General features: G+C 73.0%; 16 protein-coding genes and 1 pseudogene. 4 read left to right on the top strand and 13 right to left on the bottom strand.

From position 1 onward, the window contains the following. Positions 1–37: 37 nt before the first annotated feature. The 5 genes from DDJ31_RS27480 to DDJ31_RS27460 form a co-directional block, all read right to left on the bottom strand. Positions 38–838, bottom strand: coding sequence for an ABC transporter permease (locus DDJ31_RS27480; RefSeq protein ID WP_127177702.1), 801 nt, complete (start codon positions 836–838; stop codon positions 38–40). Next, on the bottom strand, positions 839–1,765 hold the full coding sequence (locus DDJ31_RS27475; RefSeq protein WP_127177703.1) for an ABC transporter permease: 927 nt from the start codon (positions 1,763–1,765) through the stop codon (positions 839–841). Beyond that, on the bottom strand, positions 1,765–2,925 hold the full coding sequence (locus tag DDJ31_RS27470) for an ABC transporter ATP-binding protein (protein ID WP_127177704.1): 1,161 nt from the start codon (positions 2,923–2,925) through the stop codon (positions 1,765–1,767). The genes DDJ31_RS27475 and DDJ31_RS27470 overlap by 1 nt, the downstream gene beginning before the upstream one ends. A gap of 5 nt (positions 2,926–2,930) precedes the next feature. Continuing rightward, positions 2,931–4,178, bottom strand: coding sequence for a polyamine ABC transporter substrate-binding protein (locus DDJ31_RS27465; RefSeq protein WP_127177705.1), 1,248 nt, complete (start codon positions 4,176–4,178; stop codon positions 2,931–2,933). A 69-nt stretch (positions 4,179–4,247) separates the two neighbouring features. Then, positions 4,248–5,783: a gamma-aminobutyraldehyde dehydrogenase gene (locus DDJ31_RS27460; RefSeq protein ID WP_127177706.1), complete on the bottom strand. Its 1,536-nt coding sequence runs from the start codon at positions 5,781–5,783 to the stop codon at positions 4,248–4,250. 209 nt (positions 5,784–5,992) lie between these two features. Here DDJ31_RS27460 and DDJ31_RS27455 point away from each other — a divergent pair, with 209 nt between their 5' ends. Then, complete coding sequence (locus DDJ31_RS27455) at positions 5,993–6,559, top strand: NADAR family protein (RefSeq protein ID WP_127177707.1); 567 nt, start codon at positions 5,993–5,995, stop codon at positions 6,557–6,559. A 41-nt stretch (positions 6,560–6,600) separates the two neighbouring features. On the opposite strand, the gene DDJ31_RS39335 is transcribed toward DDJ31_RS27455, so the two are convergent. Continuing rightward, complete coding sequence (locus DDJ31_RS39335) at positions 6,601–7,380, bottom strand: hypothetical protein (RefSeq protein WP_240678064.1); 780 nt, start codon at positions 7,378–7,380, stop codon at positions 6,601–6,603. Positions 7,381–8,054: 674 nt separating this feature from the next. On the opposite strand from DDJ31_RS39335, the pseudogene DDJ31_RS27445 reads away from it, so the two are divergent. Next, positions 8,055–9,217 (top strand): annotated as a pseudogene (locus DDJ31_RS27445) (adenosine deaminase). Between the two features lie 19 nt (positions 9,218–9,236). Then, positions 9,237–9,965, top strand: coding sequence for a glycerophosphodiester phosphodiesterase (locus DDJ31_RS27440; protein ID WP_127177709.1), 729 nt, complete (start codon positions 9,237–9,239; stop codon positions 9,963–9,965). Between the two features lie 196 nt (positions 9,966–10,161). Here the strand turns inward: DDJ31_RS27440 and DDJ31_RS27435 are convergent, their stop codons facing one another. From DDJ31_RS27435 to DDJ31_RS27405, 7 genes are all read right to left on the bottom strand, one after another. After that, on the bottom strand, positions 10,162–10,716 hold the full coding sequence (locus DDJ31_RS27435) for a hypothetical protein (protein WP_127177710.1): 555 nt from the start codon (positions 10,714–10,716) through the stop codon (positions 10,162–10,164). After that, entirely contained in the window at positions 10,700–11,191 is a 492-nt protein-coding gene (locus tag DDJ31_RS27430; RefSeq protein WP_127177711.1) for an RNA polymerase sigma factor, read from the bottom strand. Before DDJ31_RS27430 ends, DDJ31_RS27435 begins: the two co-directional genes overlap by 17 nt. An 85-nt stretch (positions 11,192–11,276) precedes the next feature. Further along, positions 11,277–11,921 (bottom strand): class F sortase, encoded by a 645-nt coding sequence (locus DDJ31_RS27425; protein WP_127177712.1) that lies wholly within the window; start codon positions 11,919–11,921, stop codon positions 11,277–11,279. Further along, a complete protein-coding gene (locus DDJ31_RS27420; protein WP_127177713.1) occupies positions 11,918–12,304 on the bottom strand; it encodes a Tat pathway signal sequence domain protein in 387 nt (128 codons plus the stop codon). The genes DDJ31_RS27425 and DDJ31_RS27420 overlap by 4 nt, the downstream gene beginning before the upstream one ends. 127 nt (positions 12,305–12,431) lie before the next feature. Then, positions 12,432–13,358 (bottom strand): TAXI family TRAP transporter solute-binding subunit, encoded by a 927-nt coding sequence (locus tag DDJ31_RS27415; protein WP_127177714.1) that lies wholly within the window; start codon positions 13,356–13,358, stop codon positions 12,432–12,434. 521 nt (positions 13,359–13,879) lie between these two features. Continuing rightward, positions 13,880–15,397 (bottom strand): sensor histidine kinase, encoded by a 1,518-nt coding sequence (locus DDJ31_RS27410; RefSeq protein ID WP_127177715.1) that lies wholly within the window; start codon positions 15,395–15,397, stop codon positions 13,880–13,882. A gap of 7 nt (positions 15,398–15,404) precedes the next feature. Beyond that, positions 15,405–16,064 (bottom strand): response regulator transcription factor, encoded by a 660-nt coding sequence (locus DDJ31_RS27405; protein WP_127177716.1) that lies wholly within the window; start codon positions 16,062–16,064, stop codon positions 15,405–15,407. 241 nt (positions 16,065–16,305) lie between these two features. On the opposite strand from DDJ31_RS27405, the gene DDJ31_RS27400 reads away from it, so the two are divergent. After that, positions 16,306–17,331: an amidohydrolase family protein gene (locus tag DDJ31_RS27400; protein ID WP_127177717.1), complete on the top strand. Its 1,026-nt coding sequence runs from the start codon at positions 16,306–16,308 to the stop codon at positions 17,329–17,331. The last annotated feature ends 48 nt before the right edge of the window (positions 17,332–17,379 follow it).

Genomic DNA, 17,379 nt, shown 5'->3' with positions numbered 1-17,379 from the left:
CCCTACAGGGCTTCTCCGGGTCGTCCCGGCTTCTCTGTCAGGCCTTCTGCCTGGTGCGGCGACGAGTGACGATCATCGACGCCAGCACGAACAGTACGGCGATGAGGAACATGGCCGTACCGATGACATTGATCTGAACGGGCGTTCCGCGCTGCGCCGAGCCCCAGACGAACATGGGGAAGGTGACGGTCGAACCCGCGTTGAAATTGGTGATGATGAAATCGTCGAAAGAGAGCGCGAAGGAGAGCAGCGCGCCCGCGGCGATGCCGGGTGCGGCGATGGGCAGTGTGACCCGCAGGAAGGTCTGCGCGGGTCCGGCGTAGAGGTCCTGGGCGGCCTGTTCGAGGCGCGGGTCCATCGACATCACCCGGGCCTTCACGGCGACCACGACGAAGCTGAGGCAGAACATGATGTGGGCGATCAGGATCGTCCAGAAGCCCAGCTGGGCGCCCATGTTGAGGAACAGGGTGAGCAGCGAGGCGGCCATCACGACCTCGGGCATCGCCATCGGCAGGAAGATCATCGAGTTGACGGCGCCGCGGGCCCGGAAGCGGTAGCGCACCAGCGCGAAGGCGATCATCGTGCCGAGGGCGGTGGCGCCGACCGTCGCCCAGAAGGCGATCTGGAGGCTGAGCGAGAGCGATCCGCACATGTCGGCGACCCCGCACGGGTCTTTCCAGGCGTCCAGGGAGAACTGCTGCCAGGCGTAGTTGAAACGGCCCTTCGGTTTGTTGAAGGAGAAGACCGTGACGACGATGTTGGGCAGCAGCAGATATCCGAGTGTCACCAGTCCCGCGATGACGACGAGATGCCGCTTGAGCCAGTTGACGAAGGGCATTTAGACCAGATCCTCCGTCCCGGACTTGCGGATGTAGAAGGTGACCATGAGGAGAATCGCGGCCATGAGGATGAAGGAGAGGGCCGCGGCCGTCGGATAGTCCAAGATCCGCAGGAACTGCGTCTGGATGACGTTTCCGATCATGCGGGTGTCGGTGGAGCCGAGCAGTTCGGCGTTGACGTAGTCGCCCGTCGCGGGGATGAAGGTCAGCAGCGTGCCGGAGACCACGCCCGGCATCGACAGCGGGAAGGTGACCTTGCGGAAGGTGGTGAACGGCTTCGCGTAGAGGTCGCCTGCCGCCTCGTGCAGCCGCCCGTCGATCCGTTCGAGGGAGGTGTAGAGCGGCAGGATCATGAACGGCAGGAAGTTGTAGGTGAGGCCGCAGACCACCGCGAGCGGGGTGGCGAGGACCCGGTCGCCCGCCGTCCAGCCGAGCCAGCTGGTGACGTCCAGGACGTGCAGCGTGTTGAGGACGCCGACCACGGGCCCGCTGTCCGCGAGGATCGTCTTCCAGGCGAGGGTGCGGATCAGGAAGCTGGTGAAGAACGGCGCGATCACCAGGATCATGATCAGGTTGCGCCAGCGGCCCGCGCGGAAGGCGATCAGATACGCCAGCGGGTAGCCGAGCAGCAGGCACAGGATCGTCGCGGCCGCCGCGTACAGGACCGAGCGCAGGAACTGCGGCCAGTACTCGGACAGCGCGTCCCAGTAGGTGACGAAGTGCCAGGTGACCTTGTAGCCGTTCTCCAGGGAGCCGGTCTGCACCGAGGTGGACGCCTGGTAGATCATCGGCAGCGCGAAGAAGACCACCAGCCACAGCAGTCCCGGCAGCAGCAGGAGGTACGGCGTCCAGCGGCCCCGTTTGCGCGGCGGCTTCGGCCTGTCGGAGCCCGGCACCAGGGGTGGCGCCTCGGTGGCGGCGGCCATCAGGCGGCCACCTCGTCCGCGCCCGCGTCGGTGCCGGTGGTGGCGGACCGGTCCGCTCCGAAGCCGAAGGTGTGCGCGGGGTTCCAGTGCAGGACGACCTCGGCGCCGGGCACCAGCCGGGTGTCCCGGTCGATGTTCTGCGCGTAGACCTCGACCTTCGGGCAGGCCGGGCTGTCGATCACGTACTGGGTGGAGACGCCGATGAAACTGGAGTCGGTGATCCGGCCGGTGATCCGGTTGCGGCCCTCGGGTACGGCGCCCGCCTCGTCGGCGTGCGCGAGGGATATCTTCTCCGGCCGCACCCCGACCAGCACCTTGCCGCCGGCCGCCGCCCGCGCCGAACATCGCGCCCCGGGCAGCACCAGCTTGCCGCCGCCCGCCTTCAGGACGATGTCGTCGCCGCTCCTGGTGTCGACCTCGGCCTCGATCAGGTTGGAGGTGCCGAGGAAGTTGGCGACGAACGTGGTGGTCGGGTTCTCGTACAGGTCGCTCGGGGCGCCGAGCTGCTCGACCCGGCCCGCGTTCATCACGGCGACCGTGTCGGCCATCGTCATGGCCTCCTCCTGGTCGTGCGTGACGTGCACGAAGGTGATGCCGACCTCGGTCTGGATGCGCTTCAGCTCCAGCTGCATCTGACGGCGCAGCTTGAGGTCGAGGGCACCGAGCGGCTCGTCGAGCAGGAGCACCTTGGGGTGGTTGATGAGGGCGCGGGCGACGGCCACGCGCTGCTGCTGGCCGCCGGAGAGCTGGTGCGGCTTCTTGCGCGCCTGCTCGCCGAGCTGCACCAGCTCAAGCATCTCCTCGACCTGCTTCTTCACCGACTTGATGCCGCGCCTGCGCAGCCCGAAGGCGACGTTCTCGAAGATGTCGAGGTGCGGGAAGAGGGCGTAGGACTGGAAGACGGTGTTCACCGGCCGCTTGTACGGCGGCAGGTGGGTGACCTCCTGGTCACCGAGGTGGACGGAGCCCGCCGAGGGCTCCTCAAGGCCCGCGATCATCCGCAGGGTGGTGGTCTTGCCGCAGCCGGACGCGCCGAGCAGGGCGAAGAACGAGCCCTGCGGGACGGTCAGGTCCAGCGGGTGCACGGCGGTGAAGGAGCCGTAGGTCTTGCTGATGCCGGAGAGGCGCACGTCGCCGCCGCCGTCGGTGGTTGTCGTCATCGTCGTCACGCCCCTGTGAGCTTCGCGAACTTCGCTTCGTAGGCCGTCTCCTCTTCCGCGCTCAGTGCGCGGAAGGCGTGGGACTTCGCGGCCATGGCCTTGTCGGGGAGGATCAGCGGATTGTCCGCGGCCCCCTTGTCGATCTTGGTGAGGTAGGGCCTGACGCCGTCGACGGGACTCACGTAGTTGACGTACGCGGCGAGTTCCGCGGCCGGTTCCGGCTCGTAGTAGAAGTCGATGAGCCGCTCGGCGTTGGTCTTGTGCCGCGCCTTGTTGGGGATCAGCAGGTTGTCGGTCGACGTCATGTAGCCGCTGTCCGGGATGATGTAGTCGACGTCCGGGCTGTCCGCCTGGAGCTGCACGATGTCACCGCCCCACGCGACACAGGCCGCGATGTCGCCCTTGGTAAGGTCGGACGTGTAGTCGTTGCCGGTGAAGCGGCGTATCTGGCCCTTGTCGACGGCCTTCTGGATGCGGGCGACGGCCGCGTCGTAGTCGTCGTCGGTGAACTTCCGCGGGTCCTTGCCCATGTCGAGGAGGGTCATCCCGATGCTGTCGCGCATCTCCGAGAGGAACCCGACCCGGCCCTTCAGCTCGGGCTTGTCGAGCAGGTCGGAGACCGACTTCACCTCGACGCCGTCGAGCGCCTTCCTGTTGAAGGCGATGACCGTCGAGATGCCCTGCCAGACGTAGGAGTAGGCGCGGCCCGGGTCCCAGTCGGGGTCGCGGAACTGTGCCGACAGGTTGCTGTAGGCGTGCGGCAGGTGGGACGGGTCCAGTTTCTGGACCCAGCCGAGCCGGATCAGCCGGGCGGCCAGCCAGTCGGTGAGGACGATCAGGTCACGGCCCGTGGCCTGGCCCGCGGCGAGCTGCGGCTTGATCTTGCCGAAGAACTCGTTGTTGTCGTTGATGTCCTCGGTGTACTTGACGGCGATGCCGGTCCGCCGCCTGAACTGGTCGAGGGTCGGGTGGCTCTTGCCGCTGTCGTCGACGTCGATGTACTCGGTCCAGTTGGAGAAGTTCACCGTCTTCTCGGTGGCGGAGCGGTCCTCCGCCGAGGTGCCGCCCTCGGTCCGGCCTGCCGCCGGGATACCGCAGGCGGTCAGCGCGCCGAGGCCGCCGACCGCGAGGGCGCCGCCGGCGGAGGCGCGCAGCAGCGACCGCCGGGTGAGGGCGGCCCTGCCGTTGCGGAAGCTGCGCCGCATGGCGGCCACCTGGGCCGGGGACAGGCGGTCGGGCTCGTACTGCTCCATGCGCTTGATGCCCTTTCGGGAGGGTCGGTCCGTGTCTGCCACGTGGGTCCGGCCGGTGGCCGGCCGTCGCTAGCGGTCCCCGAAGATCGTGCGGTGCCAGTCCTTCCTCGCCACCGCGGTGTTGTCGAACATCACATGCTTCACCTGCGTGTACTCCTCGAACGAGTACACCGACATGTCCTTGCCGAAGCCGGAGGACTTGTAGCCGCCGTGCGGCATCTCACTGATGATCGGGATGTGGTCGTTGACCCACACACAGCCCGCCTTGATCTCCCGGGTGGCGCGGTTCGCCCGGTAGACGTCACGGCTCCAGGCGGAGGCCGCGAGTCCGTAGGGGGTGTCGTTGGCGAGGGCGATCCCCTCGTCGTCGCTGTCGAAGGGGAGCACCACGAGCACCGGTCCGAAGATCTCGGACTGGACGACCTCGCTGTCCTGCGCCGCGTCGGCGATCAGGGTGGGGAGATAGTACGCGCCGTTGGCCAGATCGCCCAGGGGTGTCTCGCCGCCGGTCACCACGCGCGCGTAGCCGCGGGCCCGGTCGACGAAGCCGGCCACCCGGTCGCGGTGGGCGTGCGAGATCAGCGGGCCGAGGTCGGTGCCTGGGGCGGACGGGTCGCCGAGCCTGACGCCCGCCATCAGGGCGGCGGTGCGCTCGACGAACGCCTCGTACAGCCCTCGCTGCACGTACGCGCGCGTGGCGGCCGTGCAGTCCTGGCCGGTGTTGATGAGCGAGCCGGCGACCGCGCCGTGGGCGGCGGCCTCCAGGTCGGCGTCGTCGAAGACCAGGAAGGGCGCCTTGCCGCCCAGTTCCAGGTGCAGCCGCTTGACGGTGGCGGTGGCGATCTCGGCGACCCGCTTGCCGACGGCGGTGGAGCCGGTGAACGAGGTCATGGCGACGTCCGGGTGGCCGACGAGGTGTTCGCCCGCCTCCCGTCCGGTGCCGGTGACGATGTTGACGACCCCGTCGGGGATGCCGGCGTCCGTGACGGCCTGCGCGAACAGCAGGGAGGTCAGCGGGGTCAGCTCGGCGGGCTTCAGCACGATCGTGTTGCCCGCGGCGATGGCCGGGAGGATCTTCCAGGCGGCCATCTGGAGCGGGTAGTTCCAGGGCGCGATGGAGCCGACGACGCCGATGGGCTCGCGGCGGGTGTACGAGGTGTGGTCGCCGGAGTACTCACCGGCGGACTGGCCCTGGAGGTGGCGGGCGGCACCGGCGAAGAACGCGGCGTTGTCGACCGTCCCCGGCACGTCGAACTCGCGGGTCAGCTTGAGCGGCTTGCCGCACTGGAGGGACTCGGCGCGGGCGAAGTCCTCGGCGCGGTCGGCGAGCACCCCGGCGAGCCGGTGCAGCGCGTCCGAGCGCTCGCCCGGGGTGGCGCCCGCCCAGCCGGGGAACGCGGCGCGGGCGGCGGCGACGGCCGCGTCCACGTCGGCGGGCCCGGCCAGCTCGTAGGTGTAGCAGCCCTCGCCCGTGGCCGGGTCGACGACCCTGTGGGTGCGGCCCGACGTGCCCGTGACCAGACGTCCGGCGATGTACTGCGCGCCGGCCGCGAACCGGTCCTGCGCGGGGAATCGGTCCGGGGTGGCAGTGCCCGGGTTGTGCATGTCGCTCTCCTCCGCCGGCGCCCCGCGGCACGGGGCCGGATGGCGTAGCTCCAGCTCGATTTGAGTGCCGATCCTGACAGAGCCAAGGGCGTCCAACAAGTGATTCCGTTGTTGCCTTTTGGTTACGCGACGGAATCTGTCGACCAGGTGTCGAGTGGGCGCGGAAAAGGGAGGACGGAGTGTCCGTGGTCGCTGTCACACTCGCGTGCATGGAAGGAACCACGGGGAAGATCGATTCACGAGAGGCGCTGGTCAAGGCCGTCCGCGCGGGGGCGACGGTCAAGTACCTGCACTTCTGGGGCCACCGGCCGCCGCCCTCAGGACGGCTCGGCCCCGGCTGCCTCAGCCAGTGGTGGCCGTCGCCGTTCACGGTCGACGGGGTGGCGTACGCGACCGCCGAGCACTGGATGATGGCCGCCAAGGCCCGGCTGTTCGGCGACCCGGAAGGGGAACGGCGCGCGCTGGCGGCGACGCACCCGGCCGAGGCCAAGAAGGCCGGGGCGCAGGTGCGGGGCTTCGACGAGGAGACCTGGCGGCGGGAACGCTTCAAGATCGTCGTCGAGGGCAACGTCCACAAGTTCACGGCCGACGAGGAGCTGCGGCGGTTTCTGCTCGGCACCGGGGACCGGGTCCTGGTGGAGGCGAGCCCGGTGGACCGGATCTGGGGCATCGGCCTCACCACGGCCGACGAGGCGGCCCACGACCCGGCCCGCTGGCGCGGCCAGAACCTGCTGGGATTCGCACTGATGGAGGCGCGGGCGCGCGCGGCGGATTAGGGGGGTGGGCGTCCTGGGGCGCGGGTCGGGTTCTCCGGGCGTCAGAAGCTGGCGAACACCAGGGTGAACATGCCGATGCCGAACAGGACGCCGAAGCCGCCGCAGATCATCCCCGCCAGGGCCACGCCCGGGTTCGTCGCCTCGCCCCTGGTGGCCTTGGCCCGGCCGATACCGCCGAAGATCAGGGCCAGGACCCCGAGCACGATCGCCAGCGGCCAGAAGCAGAAGCCGACGGCCGCGAGGATGCCGAGGACCAGGGCGGCGGTGCCCATGCCGTTGCTGGGCGGCGGCGTCATCCCGCCCGCCCAGGCCGGGTAGCCGCCGACGCCCTGGGCGCCGTAGCCGGGTGCGGTCGGGTAGCCGTAGCCGCCCGGGTAGCCGTACGCGGGCTGCCCGGGGCCGCCCGGGGCTATCGGGGGCGGCGGCACCGGCTCACCGGGGTGGCCGAGCGGGGGCGCGTAGGGCAGCCCTGATCCGCCGCCGGTCGCGGGCGGGGCGTAGGGAGGCGGGGTGCCCTGCGCGGGCTGGGCGTACGGGGGGTGGGCGCCGGGGGTGGGCTCGCCGTACGGGGGGTGGGCGCCGGGGGCCGGCTGACCGTAGGTGGGCAGGGGGCCTGGGGCCGGCTGCGCGTAGGGCGCCCGGTCGCCGGGGGCCGGCGGGGCGTACGGGTTCGCGTCGGCCTGGCCGGGCCGGTCCGGGGCCGGTGGTGCGGCGGGGTGGGCCCATGGCTGGGGTACCGCCGCGGCCGGGTCTGACGGCGCGTCTCCAGGCGACGACTTGGGCGCGTCTCCAGGCGACGACTTGGGCGCGTCGACGCTCACCGACTCACCCTGCCGTGGATCTGATCCCGACCCCGGCCCTGCTCCCGCTCCCGACCCTGATCCCGTTGCTGATCCCGGTCCCGTTTCTGATCCCGGTCCCGGCACCTTCGTCCCCGGCGTCCCGAAGTCACCCGCGCTCTCGACGACGGTGTGCCCCGCGCCGGGTGGCGGCGCGTCGGCGACGGGCGGTGCCCATGGGTCGGGCGTGGGCGGGGCCGGGTCCGCGGGGCCGGCGGCGTCGAGTTGGGTGGCCCAGGGGTTCGGGGTCGCGCCGGTCGTCCCGGACACCCCCGCCGAGACATCCCGCCCGGCCCAGGGGTCCGCGGCCGGCGCGCTCCCGGCCCACGGCGCCGAACCCTCGGCCGCCGTTCCCTCCGTCACCGCTCCGCCCGGCACCGTTCCGCCCGTCACCGCTCCCCCGGGTCCCGTTCCCCCGGGCCCCGTTCCTTCGGTGACGTCGCGGCCCGCCCAGGGGTCCGACGCGGGTGCCGGGGTCGCCCCCGCGCCCGCGTCAGCCGGTTCGGCTCGTTTGGACAGGGGGACGCTGGGCGTCTGCCGCCGCGGGGCGGGTACGGCGTCGTTCTCCGGTATTGCCGGCGTCTGCGCGTCGTCGGACATGCCCGGGACCCCCTCTGTCGAACGTCTTGTCATGCTACGGCCCCCGTCGAACCCGTGTGGTCCGGGCCTACGATGATCCTCGAGTCACCGATCAGCCGATCACCCGCGTCCCGTCCGGCCGACCCGCCGGGGACGCCGTTCCGGGGAGGAACCCTTGACCGACCACCGTTTCGAGTCCGCGTCGGCGCCGCGCGATCTGCACGCGTTCATCGCCGGACTGCCCAAGGCCGAACTGCACGTCCACCACGTCGGCTCCGCCTCCCCGCGCATCGTGTCGGAACTGGCCGCCCGGCACGCCGACTCCAAGGTCCCCACCGACCCCGAGGCCCTCGCGGACTTCTTCACCTTCACGGACTTCGCGCACTTCATCGACGTGTACCTGTCCGTGGTGGATCTGGTCCGCACTCCGGAGGACGTCAGGCTGCTCACCTACGAGGTGGCGAGGAACCTGGCCCGCCAGCAGGTGCGGTACGCGGAACTGACCGTCACACCCTGGTCGTCGACCCGTCGCAACATCGACGAGCGTGCGTTCATGGACGCGATCGAGGACGCCCGCAAGGCGGCCGAGGCCGACTTCGGGACCGTGCTGCGCTGGTGCTTCGACATTCCGGGCGAGGCGGGCCTCGAAGCCGCCGAGGAGACCCTGCGGCTCGCCACCGACGACCGGCTGCGCCCGGAGGGCCTGGTGTCGTTCGGGCTCGGCGGCCCCGAGATCGGCGTGCCGCGCCCGCAGTTCAAGCCGTACTTCGACCGGGCCATCGCGGCCGGGCTGCGGTCGGCGCCGCACGCCGGTGAGACGACCGGTCCCGAGACGGTGTGGGACGCGCTGACCCAGCTCGGCGCCGAGCGCATCGGCCACGGCACCAGCTCCTTCCGCGACCCGAAGCTCCTCGCCCACCTCGCCGAGCGGCGCATTCCGCTGGAGGTGTGCCCGACGTCCAACATCGCCACCCGCGCCGTCGCCACCCTCGACGAGCACCCGCTCAAGCAGTTCGTCGAGGCCGGTGTGGTGGTGACGATCAACTCCGACGACCCGCCGATGTTCAACACCGACCTCGACAACGAGTACGCGGTCGCCGCCCGCCTGCTCGACCTGGACGAGCGCGGCGTCGCCGACCTGGCGAAGAACGCGGTCGAGGCGTCGTTCTGGGACGAGGCGGGCAAGGCCCGGCTGGCCGCCGAGATCGACACGTACACCTCGCGGTGGCTCTCCTCCTGAGCACCACCACAATGGGCGCATGCAGACTCTGACGGCCGTCGGCCATCGCGGCGCCCCATACCACGCCCGTGAGAACACGCTCGAATCACTGCGTTCCGCGCTCCGCCTGGGCGCGGACGCGGTGGAGATCGACGTACGACTCACCCGGGACGGCGTGCCCGTGCTGCTGCACGACGAGACCCTCGACCGGCTGTGGGAACACGACAAGCCGCTGAGGTCGCTGTCCGCGGACCAGGTGCGCGCGGTGACCGACGGCGGGGTGCCGACGCTGGCCGAGGCGCTCGCCGCGACCGACGGCAGCCGGGTGATGATCGACCTGCCGGGCGAGCCCGACGCCCGCGCGGTGGCCAGGATCGTGGCGGCGGCCCGCGAGGCCGGGGCCGCCGAGCGCGTCTACTACACCGGGGACGCGCCGACGATGCTCGCGGTGCGCGCGGCCGACCCGTCCGCCGAGATCGCCCTGACCCGGACGACGCTGGCCCCGGCGCGCGCGGGGCTGCTGGACGCGATCAAGCCGCGCTGGCTCAACTACCGTTTCGCGCTGGTCGACCGGGCTCTGGCGGAACGGGTCCACCAGGCCGGCTGTCTGCTGTCGGTGTGGACCCCCGACACCCGCCGCTCGATGCGCAGACTGATCGGCCTCGGCGTCGACTCGATCACCACGAACCGGGTCGACACCCTGCACGCGCTGCGGAGTCGGGCCACGCCGGCGGGCCCGGCACGGTCGAGGGGCGGGGCGACGGCCTGAGCGTCGGCGCCCTCGCCCGCCCGGAGCCGGATCAGCGGGGCCGCCGTCGCCTCCAGCGGTCCCGCCCGGTCGAGGTGGCCGGCCGACTCGCCGGCGTCCCGCGCGGAAGGGTGCTGACCGACGGCGACACCTTTTCGCGCGGCCGGTGACCCGCGGGCGGGTTCCGGGGCCTGCCGCCCGCGCCCGGCGGTGGGCGTTACGAGCGGCGCGTGGCCCGCGGGTCGCGGGGGTCGTCCGTTGACGGAACCGCCGTGGCTCGGGAACTCTCGGTCGGCGCGACGGACGCGCCCGACGGCGATGTAGGGGTCGGCGCCTCCGACGCGGAGGTGGCCGGCGTCGTCTGCCGGGGCCGGGACGCCGAGCGCCTGGTCGGCGGCGAGGGGACCGGCCTGCTCGTGGTGTCGGCGGGGTCGCCGCGCCGTTCGGGCACGGGGGACACCGGGGACCGCGGGGACGGCGGCGCCGTCGAGGGCCGTCCCGCCGGCGGCGGCGCCATCGGGACCGCGGGGGTACCGGGGGCCGCGGGCGCCGACAGGCGCAGCGGCAGCGCGACGAGGACGGCGACGGCGCAGGTCACCCCGGCGGCGGTGACGGCGCGCAGCGCCTTGCGGCGGCCGGCGGTGCGGCGGATCTCCCGGTAGCGGCCGGCCGGCGGGCCGAGGAACTCGTCCGGGGGCCGCAGGATGACGGTCAGGGGATCCTGCGGGTCCTGCGGGTCGGGTCCCACGCTGTCCTCAGGGGGTGTGGTCAAGGCTTCTCCTCAGATGGACGCGGAGCAGTTCTCTGGCCGCGTGGAGGTCGGCCTTGACGGTTCCTTCCTTCCGCCCGGTCAGCGCGGACACCTCCCGGATCGGCATGTCAGCGTAGTAGTGCAGCAGGATCGGGACCCGCAGTCGCTCCGGGAGCGACTGCACGAGCAACCGGACCGAGGGGTCGGCCTGCTCGGGGTGCGGGCGGACGGCGGCCTCCGTGGTGGCCCGGCGCATCGCCCGCCGCTCGCGCTCCAGTTTGCGCCAGTGGTCCCGGACCAGGTTGGCCGCGGTGACGTAGAGGAATCCTCGGGGTTCGTCCACGGACGTCCAGCGGGCCCAGAGCCGGGTGAACGCCTCCGAGGCGATCTCGTGGGCCGTCTCGTCGTCGTCGACGAGCCGTCGGCACCAGCCGGCCAGGCGTGGGTAGAGGGCGGCGAACAGCTCGGACGCAGCCCTGTCACGGGACCGTTTCAACGCTCTCCATGGTCGTGGGGGCACGTGGGGAAGGATGCCGGGCCGACGGCGTACGTTCCGCGGCCCGGCATCCTGTGCACGCGGATCAGGTTCGGTCGGCTGCCGACGCGGCGAAGACGATCACGTTGTCGGCGTAGCCGTCACCGCTGCGGGCGCCGCCGCAGGTGATGAGCCGCAGCTCCGGCCGGTCGACGTCGCCGTACACCTCGTCGGAGGGGAAGGCGGACTTGGCGACCGTGCGGACGGCGGTGACCGCGAAACGGGCCGGGCCGCCCTTCTCCAGACGCGCCTCGATCAGGTCGCCCTTGCGCAGCTCGGAGAGGTGACGGAAGACTCCGTCGCCGTAGGAGCCGACGGTGACATGGCCGAGGATCACCGACGGTCCGGTCTGACCCGGGGTCGGTGAGTGCCGGTACCAGCCGGCCCGGTCGTGCGCGGTGACCGGCGGCACCTGGACGGTGCCGTCGGCGGCGAGACCGAGCCGCAGCAGCGGCGTGTCGACGTGGATGGCCGGGATCAGCAGCCGTACCGGCACCGACCGCGGCAGCGGGCGCGGTGACTCGGCGGGCGTGGACGGCGCGCCGAGGGAACCGGCACCCGCGCCCTTGCCCGTGGCGTTCGCGCTGCCCGGTCCCTCCGTGCGGACGCCGGTGCCGTCGCCCGGTCCGCAGCCCGCGACCAGCGACACCGCGGCCGCGCCGAGGAACGCGCGCCTGGAGAACGGACTCATGCCCCGGTCGCCCGCCGGCGCCGTACGACGAAGACACCGGCGGCGCCGGCCAGCAGCGCGGTGGCGGCGGCCCCGCCGATCGCGGCGGCCGGGCTGCCGGAGTCCGACGCGGTGCCCGTGACACCGGTGTTCGGCGCACCGGCCGGCACCACGGAGACCTGGTCACGGGCGGGCGCGGGGGCGGCGCTCGCCGCGCGGGTCGGCGCGGCGCTCGCGACCGGCGACGCCTCGGAGGCGCGGTCGCCCGGCGCGGCGGTCGGGACCGGCGACGCCGCCTGGGAGGGGCGGGTCGACGGGGTGGTCCCGTCGGCGAACGCGGGGACGGTGCTCAGCAGGACGGCGGCGCAGCCGACTGCCGCGGCACCGAGGAAGGTTCGACGCATGAAGTGGCTCTCTCTCGTTGGCGGGAAGGAATCGAGCGGAGAGACGAGACAGGCGGGGCACAGGTTGTAAAGAGATGGCAAAGTCGCGTTTGGCGGGTCGGCGGCCGGGTTCGTGGGCCGGTGGAGGTCAGCCGTGCAGCGCCCGGTACGCGGTCACCGCGCCCGGGTGCAGGGCGATCCCGCCGGTGCCGATGAGGCTGCGGACGTCGAGGAACTGGGTGCCGACCGCGTTGCCAGGCACCAGGGCGCCCGCGCGCAGCACCAGCAGCCGGGTGAGCGTCTCGGCCACCCTGCGGTCCAGGTCGGGACGGCAGACCAGCAGGTTGGAGACGCCGATGGTGGCGACGCCCGCCGCCGCCCGGTACGCGCCCTGCGGCAGCGACACCTCTTCGAGTCCGGCTCCGGCCCGCCCGTCCGCGCCACCGAGCCTGGCCAGCAGCCCGCCCAGCGGCAGGAACCGCAGCCCGGGACGGTCGTCGAGGTCGGAGAGGGTGGGCAGCGGGACACCGCCCGCCACGAGGAGCCCCTCGATCGCGCCGGTCCGCATGGCGTCGGCGGCCGTCTCCAGCGGGAGGTGGCGGACGGGGACGTCACCGAGGGAGAGCCCGGCCGCGTGCAGCAGCCGCTCCCCGAGTTCGGCGGCGCCCGATCCGGTGGCGCCGAGCGAGACGGTGTGCCCGGCGAGGTCGGCCACCGTGCGCACCGGCGAGTCGGCCCGCACGGCGAACTGGAGGTACGTCTCGTAGACCCGGCCGATGGCCCGCAGCGGCACCGCCTCGGGCAGCGGCCCCGCGACCTTGACGGACCGCGCGGTGTCGGTGAGGACGAGGGCGAGGTCGGCACGCCGGTCGCGCAGCAGCTCGATGTTGGTGAGGCTGCCGGGCGTGGTGCGGACCCGGCAGGTCAGCCGGGGGTGGGCGGCCTCGATCTCGGCGGCGAGCAGCCGTCCGAACGCGGCGTAGAACGCGGTGGGTTCCCCGGTCGCGATCCGCAGCTCCCCGCTCGGCCCGGGGTCCTGCCGCGACGCGTCCCCGGCCACGACGCCGCCCACCATCCCTCCGAGGACGACCCCGAGCCCGGCACGGAGGGCGACCCGCCGGGGAGGGGCGGGGCGGGGGATGGGGGGTGGGGCGTGCGGGTCCGGTGGGGCGTGGGTGTCCGGCGGGACGTGGGGGTCCGGCGGGGTGTGCGGGTCCGGTGGGGCGTGGGTGTCCGGCGGGACGTGGGGGTCCGGCGGGGTGTGCGGGTCCGGTGGGGTGTGGGAGTCCGGCGGGGTGTGGGAGTCCGGCGGGACGTGTGGGTCCGGTGGCGTGTGCGGGCCCGGCGGGACGTGTAGGTCCGGTGGCGTGTGCGGGCCCGGCGGGACGTGCGGGCCCGGCGGGACGTGCGAGTCCGGTGGCGTGTGCGGGTCCGGCGGGACATGGGGGTCCCGTGGGGTGTGCGGGTCGCAGCGGCCACCCGCGTCTTCCAGGTGATGCGGATCGGGCGAGGCGTGCGGGTCGGGCGAGCCCTGCGCGTCGTCGCACCGGCCGCCCGCGTCCCCCGGGTCACGAGGTCTCCCCCGGCCGTCCCGCCTCATCGCGTGCCCCCTCTCCCCCGTGGCAGCAGCGCCCGTGCCCGCAGGCCGTTCGGGTGGGCGAGGGTCAGTTCCAGTCGGCCGCCGCGGGCCACGAGGAGCTGTTCCGCGATGGCCAGACCCAACCCCGTGCCCTTCGTCGTGTTCGTCCTGTTCATCGCGCCCGTCCTGTCCGCCGCGCCCGACGCGCCCGTCATGCCCATCGCGTCCGACGCGGTCGTCGCGCCCGTCGCGTCCCTCTCGTCCATCGCGCCCGTCGCGAAGTTGGCGTCCGAGCGCCAGAACCGCGTGGTGGCCAGGGCGAGTTCGGCCGGGCTCAGGCCCGGTCCGTCGTCCGTGACGGTGAGGACCGCCCACCCGCCGTCCGTGCCGCAGTCGAGGGTGACGGTGGCGCCGCGGCCCGCGTACTTGATCGCGTTGTCCAGCAGGATGTCGGCGACCTGGGCCAGTTCGCCGTCCGTGCAGAGGGCCACGACCGGCGGGGGCGCGTCGTCCGCCGTGAGCCGCACTCCCGCCCGCCGCGCGACCGGCTCCCACCGCCCGCACTCCCTGGCCACCACCGCCGCGACCTCGCACCGCACGTCGGGCCCGTCGGTCACGGCCAGTTCACCGGCCCGGTGTTCGGCCGCGGCCAGCGCCAGCAGATCGTCGAGGAGGGTCTCGAGGCGGTCGAGTTCGGTGGTGACGGCGGTGTACGTGCGGCCGGCCGAGGCGGGCAGATGCGGGTCGAGGGCATCGACCCGCAGCCGCAGCGCGGCCATCGGGTTGCGCATCTGGTGCGAGGTGTCGGCGACGAGCCGCCGCTGCTGTTCGAGCGCCGCCGTGACCGTGCCGGCCATCCGGTTGAACCCGGTGGCGAGCTGGCGCAGTTCGGGCGGCCCGCCGGCCCGGGTCTGCTCCGGCGGCAGCCCCGCGGCGAGCTGTCCGACGGCACGGTCGAGGCGGCGCAGCGGGCTGACCACCCAGCCGGTCGCCGCGCGCGCGAGGACCGTGCAGGCCACCGCGACCAGGGCGGTCCCGGCGAGGACAGCGGCCCAGCGGCGGGCGATGTCGTGCGCGGCGGTGCCGACCGAGGCCCGCAGCACGACGGCGCCCGAGACCCTCGTCCCCGATCCGGCCGGTTCGGCGAACCCCCGTTGCCCGTGCGACCAGGGGCGCAGCGCGCCCGAGGGGTGCGCGGTCTGGTTGCGCAGGGCGGCGTCGAGGAGGCGGGCGACGGCGGGTTCGCCGGCCCGTACGCCGCCGGTCTCGACGAGGGGCCGGCGCCGGGTGTCGGTGACGACGAGCCCCTCGCCGTAGAGCTGGGTGTAGCGGCGGGCCTCGGCGGTCAGCGCTGAGGTGTCGCCGGTGGCCGCCGCCTGGTCGGCGAGGGACGCGAAGCGGTCGAGGTCGGAGCTGCGGGCGAGGGCCCACTCCTGGGTGCGGTCGGAGGCGGTGAACAGCAGCAGCGGGACGGCGAAGGCGGCCACCGCAAGCACGACGAACATCAGCAGCACGGCCTGGACCCGGGTGCGCACGCCGCGTTCACTCCCCGAGCCGGTAGCCGAAACCCCGGATGGTGGTGAGGAGTTCGGGGCGGCGCAGCTTGGCCCGCAACTGGGTGAGGTGGACGTCGAGGGAGCGCGAGACCGCGTGGTAGGCGTCGCCCCACACCGCGTCGAGGAGCTGCTCGCGGCTGACGGCGGTGCCCGCGCGGGCGGCGAGGACGGCGAGGATGTCGAACTCCTTGGTGGTCAGCTCGACGCGGGCGCCGCCGACGTCGACGCGGCGGACGTCGAGGTCGATCTCGACGTCGCCGACGCGCACCGCGCCCGCCCCGGGTCCGCCGCGGCCCCGGTTGCGGCGGGTGACGGCGTCGATACGGGCGAGCAGCTCGGCGAGCCTGACCGGTTTGACCAGGTAGTCGTCGGCGCCGAGGTGCAGTCCGCGCACGACGGAGCGCTCGTCGCCGCGCGCGGTGAGCACCAGCACCGAGAGGTCGCTGACGGCCCGCAGGGCGCGCAGGACGTCGAGGCCGTCCATGTCGGGCAGGCCGAGGTCGAGCAGGAGCAGGTCGGAGCTGCGGTGGTAGGTGAGGACGTCCCGGCCGTGCCGCACCCGGCGGGTGACGTGCCCGTGGTCGTAGAGGACCTCCACCAGCGCCGAGGCGACGCCGTCGTCGTCCTCGGCCAGCAGTATCTGCACCCCGCGACCTCCTGTCGTCCCGCGCCGCGACCCGTCGGTCCCGGGCCGTGCCGCACCCCCGCCCGCCTCCGAATGTAAACCACACACACCGCCTACCACCTGCGACGATGCACGCACGGACGGTCAGCGGGGCGGCAATGTTAAGGGACGGTTAGTTCTGTGCCCGGGTGTCTCGCGGGTACCTCGAGGGCGGCGCGAGGCTGCGGCGGTCGACGGCATCCGCACCCCGAGGAGGCACCCCTTGATCATCGACTGCCACGGTCACTACACGACCGCGCCGCCCGCCGTCGCGGCCTGGCGCGACCGGCAGATCGCCGCCCTCGCCGACTCCTCGCTCACCCCGTCCCGCGCCGAACTGCGCGTCGGGGACGACGCGTTGCGGGAGAGCGTCGAGCCGAACCAGCTGCGGCTGATGGACGAACGGGGCATCGATCTCACGGTGTTCTCGCCCCGCGCCTCGTTCATGGCGCACCACGTCGGGGACTTCGCCACCTCCGCCGCCTGGGCCGCGCTCTGCAACGACCTCTGCCACCGGGTCAGCCGGCTGTACCCGGAGCGGTTCGCGCCCGCCGCGATGCTGCCACAGTCACCGGGCGTGGACCCGGCCACCTGCGTCCCCGAACTGACGCGCGCGGTGGAGGAGTTGGGCGCGGTGGCGGTGAACCTCAACCCCGATCCGTCGGGCGGCCACTGGAGCGCGCCGCCGCTCACGGACCGCTCCTGGTACCCGGTCTACGAGAAGCTCGTCGAGTACGACGTGCCGGCGATGATCCATGTCAGCACCAGTGTGAACCCGGCGTTCCACACCACGGGCGCGCACTATCTCAACGCGGACACCACGGCGTTCATGCAGCTCGTGCAGGGCGACCTGTTCGCCGACTTCCCCACGCTGCGGCTGGTCGTGCCGCACGGCGGCGGCGCGGTGCCCTACCACTGGGGCCGCTTCCGCGGCCTGGCGATGGCGCTCGGCAGGCCGCCACTGGAGGAACACGTGCTGGGCAACGTCTACTTCGACACCTGCGTCTACCACCAGCCGGGCGCCGACCTGCTGTTCGACGTGGTGCCGACGCGCAACATCCTGTTCGCCTCGGAGATGATCGGCGCCGTCCGGGACATCGACCCGTGCAGCGGCCACCACTTCGACGACACCCGCCGCTATGTCGAGGCGGCCGGGCTGTCGGCGGCCGACCTGGCGGCGGTCCAGGAGCACAACGCGCGTGCCGTGTACCCGCGCCTGGACGCCTTGTTGAGGAGCCAGAACCGCTGAGCCGCCAAGCTCGGCCCCGCCCCGCCCCCTCACGCCTCTCACCCGGCC

It is taken from the genome of Streptomyces griseoviridis (assembly GCF_005222485.1).
Lineage (GTDB): Bacteria > Actinomycetota > Actinomycetes > Streptomycetales > Streptomycetaceae > Streptomyces > Streptomyces hintoniae.
The sequence above is the reverse complement of the archived record's forward strand: the minus strand, read 5'-3'. Positions and strand labels throughout refer to the sequence as shown.